Genomic DNA, 20,026 nt, shown 5'->3' with positions numbered 1-20,026 from the left:
CCGTGATCACCCGTGTGACCACCCAGATGTCGATTGCATCGGCGACGGAGCGACTGCAGGCCAACGCCGCCCGTGTGGCCGAGGCCACGCAGCGCGCCACCACGCTGCAGGCGATCGCGAAGCCGTCGGACGACCCGGTCGGCACCGGTTCGTCGATGCAGGTGCGGAAGGAGCAGGCCGCCGCCGCGCAGTACACGCGCAACGCGAACGACGCCGTCGGCTGGCTCGCGACGACCGACAGCGCCCTCACCGGTGCCCACTCGGTGCTCGCGACGGTGCGGGACCTGACCGTGCAGGCCGCGAACTCCGGTGTGATGGACGACACCGCCCGCGACGCGTTCATCACGCAGTTCCGGGCGCTGAAGGCTGACCTCGAGTCGGCCGCCAACAGCACCTACGGCACGCGGTCGGTGTTCGCGGGCTCGTCGACCTCGTCGACCGCGTACACGAGCGCCGACGGCTTCGCCGCTGCGACCACGGCGGTGTCCCGACGGGTCGGCGACACCCAGACCGTGCGGGTCGACACCCCGGGCGCGGCGGCCTTCGGCTCGGGCGCGTCGTCGGCCTTCGCGGTGATCGACGGCATCGTCGCCGACCTCCAGAACGGTGTGAACGTGAACCCGAAGCTCAACGACGTCGACGCGGCACTCGGGACCCTCCGAGCGGCACAGGCCGACGTCGGCGTGCGGCACGCGGCGGCGCTCAGCGCGCAGGACGCGCTGAAGACCTCGTCCGTCGCACTCGAGACCCGCCGAGCCGGCATCGAGGACCTCGACCTCGCCGGTGCCGTCCTCGACCTGCAGGTGCAACAGACCACCTACCAGGCAGCCCTCGCCGTCACCGCGAAGGTCCTGCAGCCGACCCTGATGGACTACCTCCGATGAGCATCGACCTGACCTTCCCCACGCCCCCGTTCGGGCTGTCGCCGGCGCCCGTGTTCACCCTGGAGCCCGTCGACGGCGCCGAGGGGCTCTTCGCCCTGCACGGCGACGACGCGCGGCTCTTCCTGCTCGACGCCGCGGTGCACCTGCCCGACTACGCGCCCGAGCTCACCGACGAGCAGGCGGCGACGATCGGCCTGACCGACCCCGCCGACGCGATGCTGCTCGTCGTCGCCAACCCGGGGGCGTCCGGCACGACGGTGAACCTGCTCGCCCCGGTCGTCGTGCACGCGCGGACGGCCGTCGGCGCGCAGTTCATCCTCGAGGACCAGGACCTGCCGCTGCGCGCCGAGCTCGCGCGGCGGTAGCGCGCGGCGCGGGCGCGGGGCGTCACGTCGGGCCCGCGCTGTCGTACGACTCGCCCGCTGTCGTACGACGACGGGTTTGTCGTACTTCTCGCGCGACTGCGCTCGCCCGCGGCTGACGCGACAGATCCGCTGTCGTCCGACAGCAACTTCGTCGCACTTCTCGCCGCCGCCACTCCTGCACAGCCGGGAGGCGCAGCTCACCATCCCCAGTTCGACTCGCCCCCGCCGATCGCCCCGGTCGAGGACGCGAGGCTGGCGGACATGCACGAACGAGTCCTCGCCGTCCCGCTGATCCGGACGAGTCACTTCACCTCCGCAGAGCGCCGCGCACTGCAACGTCGTGCACAGCGTGGCGAGCTCCGGCCGATCCGTCCCGGCGTCCTGGTTGATCCATCAGCGATCACCGAGCTCATGCCGGAGGAACACCACCTCCCACTGGTGCGCGCCACCGCGCACCGCATCCGTCCCCCGAGACTGCTCGCTCACCGCAGCGCCGCACTCGCCTACGGGCTCCCCCTCGTCGGTGCCCCACCGGACCGCGTGGAGTTGCGGGACCCACGGCGGTCTCGCGTCGAGACCACCGCGTACCTGCGGACCCGTCCGGTCGTCGCGCGAGCACCTCGCGGAAGGTGGGCCGGCACGCCGCCGTACAGCCCGTCGATGTTCGCCGGCGTGACCGTCGAACCGCTCGTCGACGTCCTGGTCGATGTTGCCGCGACCGAACCGCTCTGTACCGCGCTCCCGATCATCGACGCCGCGTTGCACGGCCGTCAGCTGCTCCCGACGATGCTCTCGGAGGCAGCCGGGGCGTCTGCCACTGCGCACGACAAGGCGGCGATCGCACTCGGGATGGGGTCGGCGCTGACGGACTCACCGGCGGAGTCGGTGTGCCGGGTGCGCTTCCGACAGCTGGGAGCGCCGGAGCCCGTCCAGCAGCACGTCTTCACGCGCACGGGCGAGCGGACCGCAGTGGTCGACTTCTGGTTCCCCGACCAGGGTGTCGTGGTCGAGGTGGACGGGCGGGGGAAGTACGGCGAGGGTCCGGAGGCCGCTGCCGCGCACTGGCACGAGAAGCAGCGCGAGGACTTCGTCCGCTCGTTCCCCGAGGTCAGGACCGTCGTCCGGGTCGTCTGGGCCGACCTGGTGGAGCCCGAGCGACTCCGTGCGAAGCTCCTCCGAGCGGGCATCCCGTGCCGGTGATCTCCGCCAGGTCGACGCGCGCGGCGACCCGCGCGAGCGGAGCTCCCACCGCCCGGGCGTACCGTCATCGTCATGGCCCGACAGCACAACGACGGGGCGATCCAGCCGATGCCGCCCGCCCCGGTCCAGTCCGACACCCGCGACGACCGGACCCCGACGCCCGACAGCCCGAAGGGGTGGGCGAAGATGCTCGACCGCGTGATCGCGGTGCAGCGCCCGGTGGTGGTCGCGCACGTGAACTCGATCCGACGACGTCACCCGAACGCGAGTCCGGCCGAGGTCATCCAGATCCTCGAGCGGCAGTACCTGGCGGCGGTCACGACCGGCGGCGCTGCCGTCGGCGCGAGTGCGGTCATCCCCGGCGTCGGCATGGCTGCGGCCCTCGGACTGAGCGGTGCCGAGACCGTCGGCTTCCTCGAGGCCACCGCCCTCTTCGCACAGTCGGTGACGGAGGTGCACGGCATCGCCCTCGAGGACCCCGAGCGCTCCCGCACCCTCGTGATGGCCCTCATCCTCGGCGCTCCCGGCACGCAGCTCGTCAAGCAGCTCGCCGGTCAGGCCGCCGGCGGCCAGGCTCGTTCGGCGTTCTGGGGCGAGATGGTGACGGCCTCGCTGCCGAAGCAGGTCGTGAGCGGCATCGGCGGCAAGGTCCGCGACCAGTTCATCAAGCGGTTCGCCGCGCGGCAGGGTGCATCGGTCCTCGGTCGTGCGCTCCCGTTCGGCATCGGTGCAGCGGTCGGGGGGCTCGGCAACCACGCCTTGGGCAAGAAGGTCGTCCAGGCCTCCCGCGAGGGCTTCGGCCTGCCCCCGCGGCACTTCACCATCGTGCTCGAGGCGAAGCCGACGAATGAGCGCGGCCGCGCCGCCAAGGCGACGGGCGCGCTGGACGAGCGATCGGACGACCACGAGCGTCGCGCGCTGCCGTGGCGCCGGAAGAGCCGGGCCGACGACGACCTGTGGGCGGACACCCCGCACCGCGAGGAACGCGACTGAGGCACGTGACGACGTGATCACGTCGACGGACGGGAGGCGCGGTGCCAGCTGGCACCGCGCCTCCCGTCCGTCATCGGCTCACGAGGTCACGCGCGCCGCTTCGGCGTCCGCACCACCTGTCCGGCGTGCGCGAAGCCGCCCCCGAAGCCGAACAGCAGGGCGAGCGCGTCCTCCGGCAGCTCCCCCCGGTGCCAGGCCTTGGACAGTCCGAGGGGCACGCTCGCGGCCGAGGTGTTGCCCGACTCGACCACGTCGCGCACGACGTACTTGTCCGCTCCGCCCAGCGCCGCGGCGAGGGGCTCGATGATGCGCAGGTTCGCCTGGTGGAAGGCGAACACCGCGATGTCGTCGAGGGTCACCCCGGCCGCGTCGACCACCTTGCGTGCGTGGCCCTCGGCCTCGGTGATCGCCCACCGGTAGATCGACCGGCCCTGCTGGGTGAAGTACTCGGGGTCCCGCGTGACCAGGACGGCCTCGTTCAGGTGCGGCACGCTCCCCCACGACACGGGACCGATCTCCGCGGTCTCCGAGGCGCCGATCACGACCGCTCCGGCCCCGTCACCCACGAGCACGCAGGTCGACCGGTCCGTCCAGTCGGCGATGCTCGACAGCGTCTCGGACCCGATCACGAGTGCGGTGTCCGAGGCGCCGACGCGGATCGACTGGTCGGCGAGGGCCATCGCGTACTCGAACCCGCTGCACGCGGTGTTGATGTCGATCGGCGCTGGTCCGTTCGCCATCCCGAGCGCCGCGGCGACCCGACCGGCGGTGTAGGGCGACCGCTCGCGGTGGGTGGTCGAGGCGACGATCACGAGTCCGATGTCGGACGGTTCGAGGCCGGCGTCGGCGATCGCCATCCGACCGGCCTCGATCGCCATCGACACGACGCTGTCGACGGCGCCGGCGATGCGGCGGGTCCTGATGCCGGTGCGGGTGGTGATCCACTCGTCGTTCGTGTCGACCATGGTCGACAGTTCGTCGTTGGTGAGGACCCGTTCGGGCTGGTGGTGGCCGAAGCCGAGGATGCGGCTGCCACGGAGTGCTGGCGTGTTCACCCGCGGCACGCTACTCCCCTCCGCGGGGCGCTCATGCCGGGCAGGGCATGCAGGGACGTCCAGGTGGCCCGCCGGTCCTCACTTCCGCGCGGCCGCCGTCGCACGGTCGTTCGCGCGCTTGATCGCCTGCACGAGTTCGTCCTTGTCCATCGTCGAGCGCCCGCTGACGTCGAGGCGCTTCGCGACCTCCATGAGATGCGCCTTCGTGGCGTTCGCGTCGACGCCGCCTTGGGTCTCCCCGGAACCGCGCGTGCCCGCTGCGCCGTCGTCCGACGGGCCGGACGAGTCCTTCTCCTCCCAGTGGTCGCCGACCTTCTCGTACTCGTGCTTCACCGCGGCGTACGCCGTGCGGTGTGCGCGCTCCCCCGGTCCGTACGTCTCGTTGGCCGAGTCGAGCGTCTCGGTGAAGATGTCCTGCGCGTGCTTCGGCGACCGCTGCAGGGTGCTGGGGATCTCGTCCTTCGCGGGCATGGGTGCGTCCTTCCGTCCGGGGTGTGTCGACCGCTCGCCGTGGAGAGCGGGCCACTCCCTTCTACGCCGGGCGCATGACCGGTACCCGCAGGGCCTGGTCCGCACACCGGGTCGGGCGTAGACCGGGGTCATGGACTACACACACCTCGGACGGACAGGGCTGTCGGTGTCACGGGCGGTGCTCGGCACGATGAACTTCGGCCCGGAGACCAGCGAGGACGACTCGCACGCGATCATGGACCGGGCGCACGAGCTCGGCGTGAACTTCTTCGACACCGCCAACGGCTACGGCGGCTCGGTGGGCAAGGGCGCCACCGAGGAGATCATCGGCCGCTGGTTCGCGAAGGGCGGCGGCCGGCGCGAGAAGACCGTGCTCGCCACGAAGGTCTACGGCGAGATGACCGACTGGCCGAACGGCGGCAAGCTCAGCGCGCTGAACATCCGGCAGTCGCTCGACGCCAGCCTCCGCCGGCTGCAGACCGACCACGTCGACCTGTACCAGTTCCACCACGTCGACCGGGCGACCCCCTGGGACGAGATCTGGCAGGCGATCGACGTCGCGGTGCAGCAGGGCAAGGTCCTCTACGTCGGGTCCTCGAACTTCGCCGGGTGGCACATCGCCCAGGCGCAGGAAGCGGCCGCCCGTCGGGGGTCCCTCGGCCTGGTCAGCGAGCAGTCGATCTACAACCTCGTCGTGCGCGACGTCGAGCGCGAGGTCCTGCCCGCTGCCCGCGAGTACGGCCTCGGCGTCATCCCGTGGTCGCCGCTGCAGGGCGGCCTGCTCGGTGGCGTCATCGAGAAGACCGAGAACGGGTCCCGGCGCGTCTCCGGCCGCAGCGCCGAGTACGTCGAGGGCCACCGCGACCAGCTCACCGCGTACGAGTCCTTCGCGAAGGAGCTCGGCCACACCCCGGGCGAGCTCGCCCTGGCCTGGCTGCTGCACCAGCCCGGCGTGACCGCCCCGATCACCGGCCCGCGCACCACGGAGCAGTGGGAGTCCGCGGTCCGCGCCGTCGACATCCGTCTCGACGAGGCGGCGCTGGCGCGCCTCGACGAGATCTTCCCGGGGCACGAGACCTCGCCGGAGGACTACGCCTGGTGAGCCGCTGACACGACCGTCGGACGGGAGGCGCGGTGCGGGTCGGACCCGCACCGCGCCTCCCGTCCGTGCGGACTCAGGACCTTCATCGACGCCGGGACGTTTCAGTGCTTCGGATGCTCCGACGATGGTGGTGACGAGGTCGGCGAGGGCCGTCACCGTCGCCGCACCCACCACCTCGAGATGGTCCCCGATCGTGAGCCGCCGGGCCCGTCCGATCGATCAAGCGGCATCTTCCGTCAGGTCGAAGATCAGGCGCGCGAACGCGCGTCCACTCATGTGCAGCTCTGACTCGATCCAGAGGTCCGCTCCCGACAACTCGAGGAAGTGCTCGACCTGCGAGTCAGTCACATCATTCGCGAGCCATTCTGCGGCTTCCTCGTGCACCAACTGCCTGTCTGGATTTCCGTAACGCGACAGGTCCGCTTCCAGAGCCTTGCGAGCGCTGTCGAAGTCGTCGCGCCAGTCAGCGTGAAAAACAGCGTTCAGGAGATTCCACAGGGCGGGCGCTCCGCGCTTCGCCTCCGCACCGGTCAATCTCCGAGGATCCATGCTCATCCTCCTGCTTCCGACATCGGTCACACGCTGGCCGGCGACTCATCCATGTTCGACACGGAGGTCCCCAGCGGCCCAGATGCGCTGGATCTCAGCGCCGAGTTGCCCGAACCGTTGTCGGGCTCGCTCTGGCAGATCGACCTCGATCGGAGCGCCGAACGGATCCGCCACGAAGTCAAGAGCGAACTCATTGGGCTTGTGCACCCTGGTCTGGAAAGCGGCACCAGCTGTGATCGCAGCCCGGAGGAAAGCCCCACTCTCGAACTCGGAGAGCAAGGAGAGGGCAGATCCACGAGCGGGTTCCGCCACGCCATCGACCCGGTAGGGCGAGGCGGCGATCACCCCTCCCCAGGATCGTGCATGCGCACCGGAGATCGTTCGGTCGTGAACAGTCCACTTGTCGTTGAAGGAGGGAAATGCCTCGAGCACCGCGGCCGAAGTCTGGACGATGCGAGCGGCTATGGCATCAGCTGATTCAGCTCGAGCATCCCATTCTGCGACGAGCAGTCAATCACTGACGTCGATCACCACAGTCACCTTCCTTCGGCACTCAGCTGACCCGGGCAGGCTTCGCGGCCTGCGTCAGTTGAAGTGCTTCGGAATCGCACCGCGCTCGAGTTGCCCCAGCCGTTCGCCGATCTCGGCGAGCATCTCCCGCCCACCGCTCGGCCCTCGATCGTTCGAGTAGTTCGCGTTCATGCGCCGGAGGAAAGCGTTGACTTCCTCATCTCGAACGTGGTCGATCTCGAGCAGACGGTACTCATGGGCCATGGCGGCGATCTCCTCAGGGGAGAACCCGTCGAGGTAGAAGTCGAGGTAGTCGGCGACGGACGAGTAGTCATCCCACCAGTACGGGAAGAGGTTCTCGATGAATCCACCGAGCAGTGGAAGAAGACTGTCATGATTTGCGTAACTGATGTCGTCGATCCGTGGCATCTCACTCTCCAAAGCGCGTCGGGTACGCGGTACGAACGACGTAACCGCCCGGGCTGTTCTTGTCCCACAGGAGCTGCATCCACATCTGCTTCTCGTCTGTGAACACGCCTTCATGGAACCGTCTGCCGATCGTCTCACTGAACTCGGCCCTGATCGTGAAGACCCTCGGCTTCGGCTTCGGCTCCATGTCCAACCAGGCGCGGATGTCATGAGCCCGACTGTCGATCGCTCGGCCGATCAGCCGGTTCAGATCATCCTCTGCCAGACGGAAGGCACTGCTGCCGGAGCTGGGAGCCGGCTCGCGACTTGCGATCTCCTCATCGGTCTTCGGACCATGCTGGCCGTCGAAGTGATCGCGCAATGTGTGTGCATCCCGGATCCCCTCCTGACCGCGGAGTCCGCCATTGTCGAGGAACGCCTGGGACAGATGAGTGTCATGGATCTGCACCGGAATGCCACCCGAATCGACCACGTCGACCGGCCGTCTCTCGAGAGTCCGTGGACTCGTCCCGTCGATCGAACTCGCCTCGGAACGCCCTCCCTCAGCCGGCAGCGACGAATCGTGTCCGACCGGGTGACCACCTTCATCCGGCGTCCGCGATCCCCCGCCCTCCACACGATCCGCCACCGAGTGCAACCAGTGCGACCCCGGCTCCGGGTGCCCCACCGCGATGTGCGGCCGACCGAGCCCGACGCCGAACCCGTCCGGCGTCGCCATCGCGTGCTCCACGCTGACCTTGACCGTCGGGATGTTGTCCCCGAGCCCCCTGAGCGCGTCCGCGAAACTCCCCCGCCCGCGCGACACCAGGTCCCCGAGGCCGTCGAGCGCCCGACCGGGGATCGCCGACAGGGCGTCCCCGACCCGGACCATCGTCGTCCCGGCCGCTGCGAGCTTCGATCCGAAGGCCGCGAGCCGACTGCCGTCCGCCGCCATGGCCGCGACGCGCGAGCCGACGGCGGCGACCTTCGCGCCGGCGCCGATCTCGCCGGCACCCGGGATGAAGAGCGTCCCGATGTTGAAGGCGGCACCACCGGCGGCGTGCGCGGGGTCGTCCCGCCAGTCCTCGGGCGAGCCGACGAAGCCCTCGACGATCGCCTGCTGCTTCGCCGTGATGCCCTGCGCGGTCTCGCGCACCACGTCGGGCAGGACGCCCGGCGGCAGTGTGGCGGCGAGGATCAACGGCGGGCTGCCCATCAGCGCGAGCGCACCGAGCGACTCGGCGAACCCGAGCCACGACTGCCCGGCCCACTCCCCGTCGCCCCACTCGCCGGTCTGCGAGTTGTAGCCGATCAGCCCTCCGAGGCCCTCGACGGTCCCCACGGCGGCGTCGCCGACACCCGAGTCGAACGACTCCTGGCAGGACTGGTCGCCGCGGCCGGTGCTCCCCCACGGCATCGGCTCGTTCGCCTTGACGGCGGTCGTGTAGTCGACGGCCTGCACCTAGGCGATGCACATGTCGGTCCGGAGCCCGTTGATCGCGTTGACGCAGTCGGCCGAGGCCTGCGAGAGCTTCGTCTCCTGTTCGGCGACCTTCGTGAGCAGCTCGTTGTTCTCGTCGACGTAGGGCGTGTACTCGTCCCAGCGCAGGTGCACGTCGTCGAGGATCTCGCCGACGTGCTGCACCAGGCCGACGGGCCCCTGGTTCGCCGGGTGCTCGGGGTCCCACGGGCCGACGGTCTTGCCCTGCAGTGCCTTCGCCACGAAGGTCTCGGCCTCGGCCTTGAGCTCGACGAGACGACGTGCGATCGGGGCGACGACGGTGGCGTAGTCGCTGATCGCGGTCGACACCTTCTGCATGGTCCCGGCCAGCGCAGCGGTGTCCGTCTCGACGCCGTCCATCACGGTGAGGAGTTCGGCCGAGTCCGGCGTCGTGTAGCTCCCGCCGAGGCCGGCCCACGCCGTCTTCACCTCCGCCCCACGCGTCTGCACGTCGGTGCCGGCGGTCGCGAAGGCGGTCCCGGCCGCGTCGACCTGCTCGGGCTTGATGTTCGCGCCGGGGATCGCGTCCGGATCGATCAGGCCGTCGGCGCGGCACTGCCCCGTCATGCGCCGTCTCCGAGGTCGACTCCGGAGAAGTCGCCCGTACTGGAGGCACGGATCGCGTCGGCCTGCGCCGTCGCGGCCATCTCCTCGTCACCCTGGTAGTAGGCCATGGTCGCGTTGGCAGCGCCGGCCAGACCGGCGGTGATGTGGTTGCCGACGCGCTGCAGCAGCGCCGTGTGGCTCTCGATCAGTGCGGCCACCGCGCCTGCGACCGCCTGGTCGTCACCGACCGCGGTCGTCAGCGCCGCGTGGGCGTCGGCGAGCCCGTCGAAGGCGGTCGACAGGTTCGTCGCTGCCGTCTCCGTGCCCGCGAGCGTCGACTGCACGCCCGCCGGGTCGATCTGCCAGCCGTTCCCCATCGCTCCCCCTCGTCTCGTCTCGCCTCGTCGTCCGGTGACGGGCCGTGTCGGTCCCCGTCAGTCCTCGACGGCGGACCGTGCGACCGGCAGGCCCCCGACCGCAGCAGCGACGTCCCGCACGATCCGCTCGGCCACCACCCGGAACGGGTCCTGGGCGGCCACGTGGACCGAGGTCCACCATAGCGGCTCGTCACCCCCGAACGAGGGGGTCGCGACCGAGCGCGTCCCGAGGAGACGCTCGGCGTCGGTGGTGCGCTCGAGCCGTCGCGACTGGACCAGCGTGAGGAGCACGACCCCGTCCGGCGTGGTGAGCTGCAGTGCGCTGCCGTCCCACAGCTGCCGGACCCCGAGGTCCGGGTCGACCGCTGCCGCTGTCCGGACGACCACGGCGGCGTCGACGTGCCGTGGTGAGAGCACGACCCACTCGGCACTCATCGTCGGTCCCCGAGGCCGAGCATCTCGACGGCTCGCGGTCCGAGCGCGTCACCGAGCTGGGCCAGCCTGCGCCACCGGGCCTCCGCGTCGGCGCCGCGGGACAGCACAGTCCCGGACCGCACGCCCTCCGGGGTGAAGTCGAGCACCATCGAGGGCACCCGTGCCGGCCCCACCGCCCGGACCCCGGCGGGCAGTGTCCGCGGGTCGATGCCGAGGTCCCGGACGGCTGCGGCCCCGACGACGGCGCCGAGCGGCACCGGCAGCGGGAGCTGGTGGGCGGACACGGTCGCGTCGGGGTGTCCGCTGGTCCTCCAGGCGGTGCCGAGCAGCACCCGCTGTCGCCCGGCCAGGTCCGCGAGCACCGTGGGGCCGTCGTCGTCCGTCGGCAGCGCGTCCGACTCGACGGGTCGCGGCAGCACGAGCCGCGTCTCCTCCGTCACCCCGGTGGCGGAGCGTTCGATGCGGAGCTGGACGGACGCGACCCCGCCGGAAGTGGATGCCACGGCGACCAGGCGTGTCGGTCGGGGCGCCCGGCGGCGGGCGAAGGCGGTGACCTCGGCAACGCTCCAGGCGAGCGTCGCGGGCTCCACCGTGCCCCAGGCATCGGGGCCGCCGTCGGCGAGGCCGGCGAGCAGGAGCTCGGCGGTCCGCCCGAGGGTCGCGGCCTCCGATGCCGGGTGGTGGACCGAGACGAGCGCCTCGACCCAGGGCACCGCGCCCGGCCCGATCGTCGCGGAGCGCGTGACCGCCTGCGGCGCGAGCATCGCGGTGGCGACGTCGTCAGCGACCACGTCCGACCCGGCTGCGCGGTACCGGTCCCCGTCGCGGACGACCCAGCTCGACGCCGTGCGGCGGAGCATCGTCGACATCGCAGCGGTGAGCCGGGAGGTCCCGGGCGTGAGGAGCACGACCACGAGCCCGGCGCGGCGGGCCTCGAGGAGGAGCCCGGTCCGCTCGCTCGAGCACTCGACCACCGCGGCGTCCGGCTCGTGCACGACGAAACCGGCTCCGACCGCGTCGACGAGCGGGTGCGCGAGGGTGACGTCGTCCACGGCGCCACCCTACCGAGCACCCGCACACGACGACGGGCCCCGCGCCTGGTGTGCGCGGGGCCCGTCGTGCGGGTGGGAGCGGTGCCTAGCGGACCGAGACCGGCGTCTTGTCCGACTCCTCGTACAGGACGTAGCCCTCTTCGCCGTGGACGGCGGTGTCGATGCCGGCGACCTCGTCCTCGGTCGTGACGCGGAACCCGATCGTCTTCTCGATGGCGAAGCCGATCACGAGAGCGAGGACGAAGGAGTAGGCGCCGACCGCACCGGCCGCTGCAGCCTGCTTGCCGAGTTGCACCAGCGATCCGGAGTAGATGAGGCCGGTGCTGTTCGCGAAGATGCCCAGGTAGAGCGTGCCGAAGATGCCGCCGACCAGGTGGACGCCCACGACGTCGAGCGAGTCGTCGAAGCCGAGCTTGTACTTGAGGTCGATCGCGAAGCAGCAGACCACACCGGCGAGGAAGCCGAGCAGGATGCCCCAGCCCGGGGTGAGGTTCGCGCAGGCCGGGGTGATCGCGACGAGACCGGCGACGGCGCCCGAGGCGGCACCGACGGAGGTGGCCTTGCCGTCCTTGAGCTTCTCGATGAGCAGCCAGCCGAGGACCGCCGCGGCCGGGGCGGCGAGGGTGTTCACCCAGGCGAGAGCGGCGGTGCTGTTGGCAGCTCCGGCCGACCCGGCGTTGAAGCCGAACCAGCCGAACCACAGGATCGCGGCACCGAGGAGCACGAAGGGCGGGTTGTGCGGCTTGTGCGCACCCTTGGCGAAGCCGACGCGCTTGCCGAGCACGAGCGCCAGGGCGAGGCCCGCCGCACCGGCGTTGATGTGCACGGCCGTGCCACCGGCGAAGTCGATGACGCCCCAGGTGGCAGCCCAGCCCGAGGTGAGGTTGAAGACCCACGAGGCGACCGGGAAGTAGACGACCGTGACCCAGACGCCGGCGAAGATCATCCACGCGCCGAACTTCGCGCGGTCGGCGATGGCGCCGGAGATCAGCGCGACGGTGATGATCGCGAAGGTGGCCTGGAACCCGACGAACGCCAGGTCGGGGTAGGACGCAGCGAGCTTCGTCGCCTGCGACTGCTCGAACGCCTGGCCGAGGCCGATCTGGTTCCAGTCGATGCTGAAGAAGCCGACGATGCCGGACACCGCGGTGTGGTCGCCGGTGTTCGCGAAGGCGATCGCGTAGCCGTAGAGCACCCAGAGGACGCCGACGAGCGCGATCGCGCCGAACGACATCATCATCATGCTGATGACGGACTTCGCCTTGACGAGACCGCCGTAGAAGAAGGCAAGGCCGGGTGTCATGAACAACACCAGTGCAGCCATGATCATGATGAAGCCGGTTTGGCCCTGATCGAGCATCTGTTCACCTCTCGCGAATGCTGTGCGGCTCTCGGTCCGCCTCGGGTGTTCAGAGTCTGGCGACGCGACGTTTCGCGAGGGAGCACGATGTGTTTCGCGGGTGTAACGCGTCGGCCCCTCGTGTGAACGATGTGTTTCGGGCCGCTCAGACGGGCCCGTGCGGGAGCGGCGAGGACGCCGACCGACCGGGAGCACGTCGCGCCACGCGCGCGCCGGACGGGAGGCGCGTGGCGGGGCCGCCACGGGGCCTCCCGTCCGGCGGTGGCTCAGTCGGCCGCGCGGGACAGCGCGACCACGCGCGATGCGGCCCGCAGGTACTTCTTCCGGTAGCCGCCGTCGAGCATCGCCTGCGGGTAGACCTGGTCGAGGGGCGTGCCGGACGCGACGATGCGGACCTGCCCGTCGTAGAGCCGGTCGACGAGCGCGACCCACCGCAGTGCGTCGGTCTGGTCGGTGAACGCCTGCACGTCGGTGAGCCCGACGGCGTCGAGCCCGTCGACCATGGCGACGTACTTCGACGGGTGCACGCTCGCCAGGTGCGCGACGACCGCGCGGAAGTCGTCGAGTGTCGTCGTGCCCTCCGGCAGGGCACCGGGGACGTCGTCGACCGTACGGGCGGACTCGTCGACCGCGCGACGGCGGTAGTCGAGCCCGTCGATCCGCATGGTGTCGAACCGATCGGACATCGCCTGGATCTCGCGGAGGAAGTCCTGCGCGGCGAACCGGCCCTCGCCCAGGGCACCGGGCGGGGTGTTCGACGTGGCCGCGAAGCGCGTGCCCGACTCGGAGAGCTCCTTGATGAGCCGCGTCATCACCATCGTGTCGCCCGGGTCGTCGAGCTCGAACTCGTCGATGCAGACCAGGGACGTCCCGCGGAGCAGGTCGACCGTCCCCTGGAACCCGAGCGCGCCGACGAGCGCGGTGTACTCGATGAACGTGCCGAAGGTCTTGCGGGACGGCTCCGCGTGGTACGCCGCCGCGAGCAGGTGGGTCTTGCCGACGCCGAACCCGCCGTCCAGGTACACGCCCGAGCGTGCGGGCTGGACCGGTTCGCGGCGGCGGCCGAACAGTCCGCGCTTCGCCGGCTCGGGCCGTGTGGCGACGAAGGCCTCGACCGCGTCGCGGACCGCTGCCTGCGACGGGTACTCCGGATCCGGACGGTAGCTGGCGAACGAGGCGTCGGCGAACTGCGGCGGCGGCACGAGCGCAGCGGCCATCTGCTGGGGTGTCACCTGCGGGTCACGGTCGACGAGGTGTGCAGGCAAGTGTGGCCCCTCCGGGAAGCATGTCGTGCGGTGTCACGTTGCAGGTGGCGGTCGGTACGTCCGCGTACCGTTGCCCGCGGGCACCGAGGACCGATCCTATGCCTCGTCCGCCCCGCTCGTCCCGCACCTGGAGGTACCCCCGATGACCGCACCGGTCGACCCGTCCGAGAAGTTCGCCGCCTACGCCCACCCCGAGCGCCTGGTGTCGACCGAGTGGCTGCAGGAGCAGCTCGACGCCGGTGCCGGCTCCCCCGACCTGGTGGTCGTCGAGTCCGACGAGGACGTCCTGCTCTACGAGACCGGCCACGTGCCCGGCTCGGTGAAGATCGACTGGCACACCGACCTCAACGACCCGGTGCAGCGCGACTACATCGACGGCGAGGCCTTCGCCCGGCTCGTCGGCGGCAAGGGCATCGGCCGCGAGACCACCGTCGTGATCCACGGCGACAAGAACAACTGGTGGGCCGCGTACGCCCTCTGGGTCTTCACGCTGTTCGGCCACGAGGACGTCCGCCTGCTCGACGGTGGCCGGGCGAAGTGGATCGCCGAGGACCGCGCGCTCACCACCGACCGCACCGAGGTCACCCCGGTCGAGTACCCCGTCGTGGAGCGCCGCGACGAGCAGGTCCGCGCCTTCAAGGACGACGTGCTCGAGCACCTCGGCAAGCCGCTCATCGACGTGCGCAGCGCTCCCGAGTACTCCGGCGAGCGCACCACGGCGCCGGACTACCCGGAGGAGGGCGCCCTGCGCGCCGGGCACGTCCCGACCGCCGTGAACATCCCCTGGGCGACCGCAGCCGCTCCGGACGGCACGTTCAAGAGCCGACAGGAGCTGGACGCCGTGTACCGCGAGGGTGCCGGCATCGGCGACGCGGACGAGGTCATCGCCTACTGCCGAATCGGCGAGCGCTCGAGCCACACCTGGTTCGTGCTGCAGCACCTGCTCGGCTACGAGAACGTCCGCAACTACGACGGATCGTGGACCGAGTGGGGCAGCGCCGTGCGCGTCCCGATCGCCACGGGCACCGAGCCGGGTACCGTTCCCACCCGATGAGCACCGAACTCCCCCGTCCCCTCGCCGAGATCCGCGACGACTTCCTCGAGCTCTCGCAGCAGGATCGCCTCCAGCTGCTCCTCGAGTTCTCCGACGAGCTCCCCGCGCTGCCCGAGCGGCTGCAGGGGCACGAGGACGAGCTCGAGCGCGTCGAGGAGTGCCAGTCCCCCGTGTTCATCACCGTCACGGTGGGCGCCGAGGGTGATGCGCCGGACGTGGTGCGGATGCACGCGACGGCGCCGCGCGAGGCACCGACCACCCGCGGGTTCGCGTCGATCCTGGCGCAGGGGCTGTCCGGGCTGACGGCATCCGAGGTCCTGGCGGTCCCGGTGGACTACCCGCTGACGCTCGGGCTCACCGAGGCCGTCAGCCCGCTGCGGATCCGGGGCATGGTGGGCATGCTCGGCCGGGTGCAGCGGCAGGTGCAGGCGGCCGCTGCGGGCTGATCGCGGTCTGCTGACGGACGGGAGGCGCGGTGCCGGCTGGCACCGCGCCTCCCGTCCGTCAGTCCGTCGGGACGCGACATTCCTCTCGCTGGCCGTCCCCGCTCCTCCCGTGCCAAGATCGAGGAGTCATCGGGGGGAGACATCATGGCGGAGGTCGACGGCAACGATCGGAGCACGCCGGGTCCGACGCTCGAGGACGTCTCCCTGCTCCTCGTCGGAGAGACGGTCGACGCCGTGTGGGTCGACTACGCGCTCCGACTCCTGTTCTCGAACGGCGCGCGCGTCGTCCTCGAGTGCCCGTTCTCGCTCGGTCGGTCACCCGACACCGCAACGCTGATCGACCCGGAGGGCGACAAGTCGGGGCTGGTGCCGGCTCTCCGCCTGCACACGCTCGAGGTCACCGCGGCGCACGCCACGGGATCGACGCTGACGATGGCGTTCTCGGACGGCTCCCGACTGACCGCCGGACCGCATCCGGAGTTCGAGTCGTGGCACTACTCCGGACCGGAGACCCCTCCGACGATGATCGTCATGATGCCGGGCGGAGGCCCTGCGATCTGGCTCCACCACGAGCAGACGGGGCAGGGATCGGCGGAACGGGTCCGGTCGCTCCTGCTCGCGTACCTCGACACGCTCCCCACGCCGCGGACGGCGGTGCTGCGCCAGCAGGCCGGGGCGGTCCGGGCCGTCAGCGAGACAGCTCCGCGGATCTGGGACGTCGTGCTCGCGGAAGCTCCTCGAGCCGACTTCGCCGACGGCCCCCTCCCGGGATCGCTGGCCTACCGCACCGACGAGGCACCGCTGGCGGGTGAGGTCCTCGTCTGGATGCGCAACGGCCGGATCGACTCCGTCGAGCTCCCGTGGTTCACGACGGAGATGCCGGCCGGACTCCCCCGACCGGAGCAGCTCATCCGCGATGCGGTCGGCGGCGACGGAGGCCAGGGTGTTCGGTAGACGGAAGAACGCCGAGCGGTCGGCGCAACGGGTCCACCAGGCCGACAGCCGCGAGGAGCTGTTCGCGCAGCTCTTGGCCGAGACCCGCGCCGACCCCGAGGCATTGTTCACGATCGAGGTCGTCGACCACGCGCGACCGGGGCAGGATCTCGACGAGCGCGCGCAGCGACTGCGCCGGACCGGGGTGGCGCGGACACCGCTGGCAGCCCCGGACCCGACCGGGGCCCCTGCGTCCGCCGCGACCGCCGACGCCTTCCACCCGCTGAGCCGACCGCCGTTCTCAGCAGCAGCCGGTGACGTCTTCGTGATCCCGGACGGGACCGGCGGCGCACTGCTCGGGCACGTGATCGCCGAGGTCCTCGACGCCGTGTACGTCGCCGTCTTCCGGCGCCCGGAGGACGTCCCGCCGCCGGCGGACCCGCTCGTGGTGCTCGCCACACGACCCGTCGTCGCCGCACTCACCCTGCCCGCTCGGTTCCAGCCGGGCATGTGGGAGGTCGTCGGCACGGCCACGCCCGACGCGGCACGACTGCTCCCCGCGTACTCGTGGGGCACTGCCGCGGACGGCGTGCACGTCACGGACTTCTCCGGCAGCAGGTCACGGCCCGCGAGCGTGATCGAGGCCGGGACCGTCCCGCGCCAGGTGGTCGTCTCCCCGTTCTTCGTCGACATCGCCGTCCGGGCGGTGGCCGGCGTGGTCGACTGGCACCCAGACTTCGAACACCTCCGCTACCGGGCGACACCGCGATCCGCCGACCGCTTCCCCGAGGAGTGACGTGACGACCTCCGGCACGAGCGTGCCACTGCTCCGCGTGACGCTCCCCGACCGCCCCGACGTCCCCACCCGGGCTCACGAGATCCTGGCGGCTGTCCCGGACGACACCGATGTGCTCGCGTACGACGCTCCCGCCGCCGGGATCGCCCGCGCGCTCCGCCGGAGCAGACGAGCGGGGCAGCCCGGCAACGATGTGCTCCTGGCGCCCCTCGACGCGCTCGGCGACGAGCTCGTCCTCGTCCGGCAGGTCGACCTCGGTGACGAGCTCGTCACGGTCCTGCTCCGAGCGGCGGACGAGGCGTTCCTGTCCGCCGCGGTCGTCGACCGTTCCGCCGGGGTCGAGACCATCAGCGTTGCCGAACTCGCGATGCTGCTCGCTGCGACCGCAGCACCCGGTGCGGGGTGCGCCCTCGAACTCGTCAGGGTCCTCGCGCCCGACGAACGCATCAGGCTCTTCGAGCAGGGCGCTCGATCGACCGCGCGGACGTTCGCGACCAAGTACGGCCTGGCCGCCGAGCGGGGGTTCACGGTCCACGACCTCGAGTCCTTCGTCGACGCCGTCTGCCGCTTCGGCGCGGCCGACCTCCCCTTCTGCGCTCTCGAGGGGCCAGGCGCGGTCGCCACCGTCGCGTTCACACCGGACCGCACCGCGGTCCTCGCGACGACGAGCGCGCGACGCTCCCCGGCCGACCAGGACGAAGATCGACCCTGACCCGGGACGGACTGGAGGCAGGGTGCCAGCTGGCACCGTCCTCCCTCGCAGGCTCGGTCGGCGCGCCCCGCGCAACGCTCCGCGTCGCCGCTGAGCGGGGCGCGACCGTCCGTCTTCCGGTCGCGTCTACCGGGCGCTGGTCGCGTCGGTCGGCTGCACCACCTCGGTGAGCCACGCGAGGATCCGCGCGTCGAACCAGTCCGCGTCGTGGTTCCAGAGCTTGGTGTGCCGAGCGGTCGTCTGCACCTCGAGCCGGACGATGTCGGGCCGCACCCGCGCCAGCTCGTGCGACGCGGACGACGGCACGAACCCGTCGTCGTCGCTGTGCAGGATGAGGATCGGGACGGTCAGCTCGTCCGCTCGGGCGACCATGTCGAGCTCACGGAGGTCGACCGGCTGCTCGAGCCCGACGACACGGTGCAGGACCGGCGTCCGCAGGAGCCGCTGCGCGACCTTCCGGACCGGCCGCGGCAGCCTGAGCACCCGGCTCTGCGACTTGAGCACCTCGTGCCAGTCGACGACCGCGGACTCGAGGACGATCCCGTCGACCATGTCGGCGAAGCGCGAGCGGACGAGGGTCTGCAGGACGACGGCGCCACCCATCGACCACCCCATGAGCACGACGCTCCTGGCCCTGCGAGCGGCGAGCCAGCGGAGCACGGCGTCGATGTCCTCCCACTCCGTGCTTCCGAGACCGTAGCGGCCGTCGGAGCTCCGCGGCGCGACACCGTCGTTCCGCCACGAGGCGAGCACGACCGAGTAGCCGGCGGCCCGGAACACGGGGACGGCGCGGATGGTCTCCGCCCGGGTGACCCCGCGACCGTGCACGAGCACGGCCCAGGGCGCGTCGGGGTCGTCGGCGCGGACGATCCACGCGGGCGAAGGTCCGTTCGGTGTGGGGATGTCGACGTCCTCGACCGGGACGTCGAGCTCGCCGGGGGTGAGGTAGAACCAGCCGCCCCACCGTCCGCGGCGAGCGGAGGTCGGGTCGCCGGCGTCGACGGCGATGATGCGCCGGGTCACGGTCGTCTCGGTCGTGCCGAGCACGTCGCCGATCCGCATGTGCCCGGTCCCACCGCCGAACCAGAGGCTGTACCGGCCCTGCAGCTCGGTGTCGGCGGTGCGCTCGAGGGTGACCGTCATCCGGTCCGGGTCGACCGCGTGGATCGGGACCCGCTCGGCACGCTTGCGGTCCGGCGTGACGACGGCACGGGCGACGGCGGCGACGAACCCGCCCACCACGGCGGTGCCGACCGCGGCGGCCGCGATGCCCGCCCCGAGTGCGATCAGGCCCACCGAGCGCACGGCGTCCTGGGCGACGTCCTCGGCGGGTCGCGCGGATCGGGACATGGTGCGGAGCCTAGTCTGCAAGCGTGTCCGAATCCGCAGAGCCCGAGGCCTTCGCGCGTCTGCGCGAGCTGGTCGCGTCGGGCGGGACCCGCACCGAGACCACCGTCACCGAGATCCCGTCGCCCTCGCGGATCGCGCCTCACTCGATCGCCCTCGCCGCGGACGTCTCCGGCGCCGTGCACGGCATCGACTCCGACCTCGGGACCGGCCGCTTCATCGCCCTGTACGACCCGGCAGAACCGGAGGGTTGGGGCGGCGCGTTCCGCGTCGTGACCTTCGCCCAGGCACCGCTGGAGCCGGAGATCGGCGTCGACGAGTTCGTCGCCGACGTGACGTGGAGCTGGCTCGTCGACGCGCTCGCTGCGCACGGGGCGACGTACGACCGGGCGTCGGGCACGGCGACCAAGATCATCTCGCGCGGCTACGGCGACCTCGCGGCCCAGGGCGACGGCGCGCAGCTCGAGCTCCGGGCCTCGTGGACGCCCCGCGACGAGGACCTGACCGCGCACGTCGAGGCCTGGGAGGAGATCGTCGCGATGCTCGCGGGACTCCCGCCGGCGTCCGACGGCGTGACCCTGCTGGCCCCGAGGAGGACCACGAAGTGACCGACCCCGCCAGCCAGGCCCGCCACGCCGCGTCGGGCGCTTCGGCCGACCCCGCGT

General features: G+C 71.4%; 24 protein-coding genes. 12 read left to right on the top strand and 12 right to left on the bottom strand.

The window, feature by feature from the left end; all coding sequences use genetic code 11:
• Nucleotides 1-2: 2 nt before the first annotated feature.
• The 4 genes from D8M35_RS03610 to D8M35_RS03595 all read left to right on the top strand — a co-directional run bounded on the left by D8M35_RS03610 (nt 3) and on the right by D8M35_RS03595 (nt 3,442).
• Nucleotides 3-884 carry a flagellin gene (locus tag D8M35_RS03610; protein ID WP_126890606.1) on the top strand — a complete coding sequence of 294 codons (882 nt, stop codon included), beginning with the start codon at nt 3-5 and terminating at the stop codon, nt 882-884.
• A complete protein-coding gene (gene fliW / locus D8M35_RS03605) occupies nt 881-1,249 on the top strand; it encodes a flagellar assembly protein FliW (protein ID WP_126890605.1) in 369 nt (122 codons plus the stop codon). Before D8M35_RS03610 ends, fliW begins: the two co-directional genes overlap by 4 nt.
• 261 nt (nt 1,250-1,510) lie before the next feature.
• A complete protein-coding gene (locus D8M35_RS03600; protein ID WP_126890604.1) occupies nt 1,511-2,449 on the top strand; it encodes a hypothetical protein in 939 nt (312 codons plus the stop codon).
• Between the two features lie 72 nt (nt 2,450-2,521).
• Nucleotides 2,522-3,442 (top strand): hypothetical protein, encoded by a 921-nt coding sequence (locus D8M35_RS03595; RefSeq protein WP_194074859.1) that lies wholly within the window; start codon nt 2,522-2,524, stop codon nt 3,440-3,442.
• A gap of 86 nt (nt 3,443-3,528) precedes the next feature.
• On the opposite strand, the gene D8M35_RS03590 is transcribed toward D8M35_RS03595, so the two are convergent.
• Nucleotides 3,529-4,497, bottom strand: a complete 969-nt coding sequence (locus D8M35_RS03590) for a beta-ketoacyl-ACP synthase 3 (protein ID WP_126890603.1) — start codon at nt 4,495-4,497, stop codon at nt 3,529-3,531.
• A gap of 78 nt (nt 4,498-4,575) precedes the next feature.
• Nucleotides 4,576-4,968, bottom strand: coding sequence for a ChaB family protein (locus D8M35_RS03585; RefSeq protein WP_126890602.1), 393 nt, complete (start codon nt 4,966-4,968; stop codon nt 4,576-4,578).
• A 130-nt stretch (nt 4,969-5,098) separates the two neighbouring features.
• Here D8M35_RS03585 and D8M35_RS03580 point away from each other — a divergent pair, with 130 nt between their 5' ends.
• The gene (locus tag D8M35_RS03580; protein ID WP_126890601.1) at nt 5,099-6,070 is read left to right on the top strand and encodes an aldo/keto reductase; all 972 of its coding nucleotides are present in this window, start codon (nt 5,099-5,101) and stop codon (nt 6,068-6,070) included.
• Nucleotides 6,071-6,289: 219 nt separating this feature from the next.
• Here the strand turns inward: D8M35_RS03580 and D8M35_RS03575 are convergent, their stop codons facing one another.
• Nucleotides 6,290-6,604: a hypothetical protein gene (locus tag D8M35_RS03575; RefSeq protein WP_126890600.1), complete on the bottom strand. Its 315-nt coding sequence runs from the start codon at nt 6,602-6,604 to the stop codon at nt 6,290-6,292.
• 66 nt (nt 6,605-6,670) lie between these two features.
• Between D8M35_RS03575 and D8M35_RS03570 the strand changes: the two genes are divergently transcribed.
• Complete coding sequence (locus D8M35_RS03570) at nt 6,671-7,096, top strand: hypothetical protein (protein ID WP_126890599.1); 426 nt, start codon at nt 6,671-6,673, stop codon at nt 7,094-7,096.
• Nucleotides 7,097-7,204: 108 nt separating this feature from the next.
• On the opposite strand, the gene D8M35_RS03565 is transcribed toward D8M35_RS03570, so the two are convergent.
• From D8M35_RS03565 to zapE, 8 genes are all read right to left on the bottom strand, one after another.
• Nucleotides 7,205-7,558 carry a hypothetical protein gene (locus D8M35_RS03565; protein WP_126890598.1) on the bottom strand — a complete coding sequence of 118 codons (354 nt, stop codon included), beginning with the start codon at nt 7,556-7,558 and terminating at the stop codon, nt 7,205-7,207.
• A 1-nt stretch (nt 7,559) separates the two neighbouring features.
• Entirely contained in the window at nt 7,560-8,753 is a 1,194-nt protein-coding gene (locus tag D8M35_RS03560) for an RNase A-like domain-containing protein (protein WP_126890597.1), read from the bottom strand.
• Nucleotides 8,754-8,999: 246 nt separating this feature from the next.
• Nucleotides 9,000-9,605, bottom strand: a complete 606-nt coding sequence (locus D8M35_RS03555; protein ID WP_126890596.1) for a hypothetical protein — start codon at nt 9,603-9,605, stop codon at nt 9,000-9,002.
• A complete protein-coding gene (locus D8M35_RS03550; protein WP_126890595.1) occupies nt 9,602-9,961 on the bottom strand; it encodes a DUF6507 family protein in 360 nt (119 codons plus the stop codon). The genes D8M35_RS03555 and D8M35_RS03550 overlap by 4 nt, the downstream gene beginning before the upstream one ends.
• Nucleotides 9,962-10,018: 57 nt before the next feature.
• Complete coding sequence (locus D8M35_RS03545) at nt 10,019-10,396, bottom strand: hypothetical protein (protein WP_126890594.1); 378 nt, start codon at nt 10,394-10,396, stop codon at nt 10,019-10,021.
• Complete coding sequence (locus D8M35_RS03540) at nt 10,393-11,448, bottom strand: DUF6177 family protein (protein ID WP_126890593.1); 1,056 nt, start codon at nt 11,446-11,448, stop codon at nt 10,393-10,395. The genes D8M35_RS03545 and D8M35_RS03540 overlap by 4 nt, the downstream gene beginning before the upstream one ends.
• 85 nt (nt 11,449-11,533) lie before the next feature.
• Nucleotides 11,534-12,808 carry an ammonium transporter gene (locus D8M35_RS03535; protein WP_126890592.1) on the bottom strand — a complete coding sequence of 425 codons (1,275 nt, stop codon included), beginning with the start codon at nt 12,806-12,808 and terminating at the stop codon, nt 11,534-11,536.
• Between the two features lie 266 nt (nt 12,809-13,074).
• Nucleotides 13,075-14,025: a cell division protein ZapE gene (zapE, locus tag D8M35_RS03530; protein WP_126890618.1), complete on the bottom strand. Its 951-nt coding sequence runs from the start codon at nt 14,023-14,025 to the stop codon at nt 13,075-13,077.
• Between the two features lie 190 nt (nt 14,026-14,215).
• On the opposite strand from zapE, the gene D8M35_RS03525 reads away from it, so the two are divergent.
• From D8M35_RS03525 to D8M35_RS16330, 5 genes are all read left to right on the top strand, one after another.
• The gene (locus D8M35_RS03525; RefSeq protein ID WP_126890591.1) at nt 14,216-15,127 is read left to right on the top strand and encodes a sulfurtransferase; all 912 of its coding nucleotides are present in this window, start codon (nt 14,216-14,218) and stop codon (nt 15,125-15,127) included.
• On the top strand, nt 15,124-15,573 hold the full coding sequence (locus D8M35_RS03520) for a SufE family protein (RefSeq protein WP_126890590.1): 450 nt from the start codon (nt 15,124-15,126) through the stop codon (nt 15,571-15,573). Before D8M35_RS03525 ends, D8M35_RS03520 begins: the two co-directional genes overlap by 4 nt.
• Before the next feature lie 144 nt (nt 15,574-15,717).
• Complete coding sequence (locus tag D8M35_RS03515) at nt 15,718-16,527, top strand: DUF6188 family protein (RefSeq protein ID WP_126890589.1); 810 nt, start codon at nt 15,718-15,720, stop codon at nt 16,525-16,527.
• Nucleotides 16,517-17,302: a hypothetical protein gene (locus D8M35_RS03510; RefSeq protein WP_126890588.1), complete on the top strand. Its 786-nt coding sequence runs from the start codon at nt 16,517-16,519 to the stop codon at nt 17,300-17,302. The genes D8M35_RS03515 and D8M35_RS03510 overlap by 11 nt, the downstream gene beginning before the upstream one ends.
• Nucleotide 17,303: 1 nt before the next feature.
• Nucleotides 17,304-18,014: a hypothetical protein gene (locus D8M35_RS16330; protein ID WP_153257426.1), complete on the top strand. Its 711-nt coding sequence runs from the start codon at nt 17,304-17,306 to the stop codon at nt 18,012-18,014.
• Between the two features lie 126 nt (nt 18,015-18,140).
• Here the strand turns inward: D8M35_RS16330 and D8M35_RS03500 are convergent, their stop codons facing one another.
• A complete protein-coding gene (locus tag D8M35_RS03500) occupies nt 18,141-19,364 on the bottom strand; it encodes an alpha/beta fold hydrolase (RefSeq protein WP_126890587.1) in 1,224 nt (407 codons plus the stop codon).
• A gap of 23 nt (nt 19,365-19,387) precedes the next feature.
• On the opposite strand from D8M35_RS03500, the gene D8M35_RS03495 reads away from it, so the two are divergent.
• Nucleotides 19,388-19,969, top strand: coding sequence for a DUF3000 domain-containing protein (locus tag D8M35_RS03495; RefSeq protein WP_126890586.1), 582 nt, complete (start codon nt 19,388-19,390; stop codon nt 19,967-19,969).
• Nucleotides 19,970-20,026 lie beyond the last annotated feature (57 nt).

The sequence above is a fragment of the Curtobacterium sp. HSID17257 genome, assembly GCF_003989515.1.
Lineage (GTDB): Bacteria > Actinomycetota > Actinomycetes > Actinomycetales > Microbacteriaceae > Curtobacterium.
Note: the sequence above shows the minus strand (reverse complement) of the source record. Positions and strands in the feature narration are given on the sequence as shown.

Coding starts and splice junctions, on each gene's coding strand:
- D8M35_RS03535 (WP_126890592.1), bottom strand. CDS start 12,808: ATGCTCGATCAGGGCCAAACCGGCTTCATCATGATCATGGCTGCACTG.
- D8M35_RS03570 (WP_126890599.1), top strand. CDS start 6,671: ATGTTCGACACGGAGGTCCCCAGCGGCCCAGATGCGCTGGATCTCAGC.
- D8M35_RS03595 (WP_194074859.1), top strand. CDS start 2,522: ATGGCCCGACAGCACAACGACGGGGCGATCCAGCCGATGCCGCCCGCC.
- D8M35_RS03545 (WP_126890594.1), bottom strand. CDS start 10,396: ATGAGTGCCGAGTGGGTCGTGCTCTCACCACGGCACGTCGACGCCGCC.
- D8M35_RS03515 (WP_126890589.1), top strand. CDS start 15,718: ATGGCGGAGGTCGACGGCAACGATCGGAGCACGCCGGGTCCGACGCTC.
- D8M35_RS03555 (WP_126890596.1), bottom strand. CDS start 9,605: ATGACGGGGCAGTGCCGCGCCGACGGCCTGATCGATCCGGACGCGATC.
- D8M35_RS03520 (WP_126890590.1), top strand. CDS start 15,124: ATGAGCACCGAACTCCCCCGTCCCCTCGCCGAGATCCGCGACGACTTC.
- D8M35_RS03565 (WP_126890598.1), bottom strand. CDS start 7,558: ATGCCACGGATCGACGACATCAGTTACGCAAATCATGACAGTCTTCTT.
- D8M35_RS03550 (WP_126890595.1), bottom strand. CDS start 9,961: ATGGGGAACGGCTGGCAGATCGACCCGGCGGGCGTGCAGTCGACGCTC.
- D8M35_RS03525 (WP_126890591.1), top strand. CDS start 14,216: ATGACCGCACCGGTCGACCCGTCCGAGAAGTTCGCCGCCTACGCCCAC.
- D8M35_RS03585 (WP_126890602.1), bottom strand. CDS start 4,968: ATGCCCGCGAAGGACGAGATCCCCAGCACCCTGCAGCGGTCGCCGAAG.
- fliW (WP_126890605.1), top strand. CDS start 881: ATGAGCATCGACCTGACCTTCCCCACGCCCCCGTTCGGGCTGTCGCCG.
- D8M35_RS03600 (WP_126890604.1), top strand. CDS start 1,511: ATGCACGAACGAGTCCTCGCCGTCCCGCTGATCCGGACGAGTCACTTC.
- zapE (WP_126890618.1), bottom strand. CDS start 14,025: ATGGCCGCTGCGCTCGTGCCGCCGCCGCAGTTCGCCGACGCCTCGTTC.
- D8M35_RS03580 (WP_126890601.1), top strand. CDS start 5,099: ATGGACTACACACACCTCGGACGGACAGGGCTGTCGGTGTCACGGGCG.
- D8M35_RS03500 (WP_126890587.1), bottom strand. CDS start 19,364: ATGTCCCGATCCGCGCGACCCGCCGAGGACGTCGCCCAGGACGCCGTG.
- D8M35_RS03560 (WP_126890597.1), bottom strand. CDS start 8,753: ATGGGCAGCCCGCCGTTGATCCTCGCCGCCACACTGCCGCCGGGCGTC.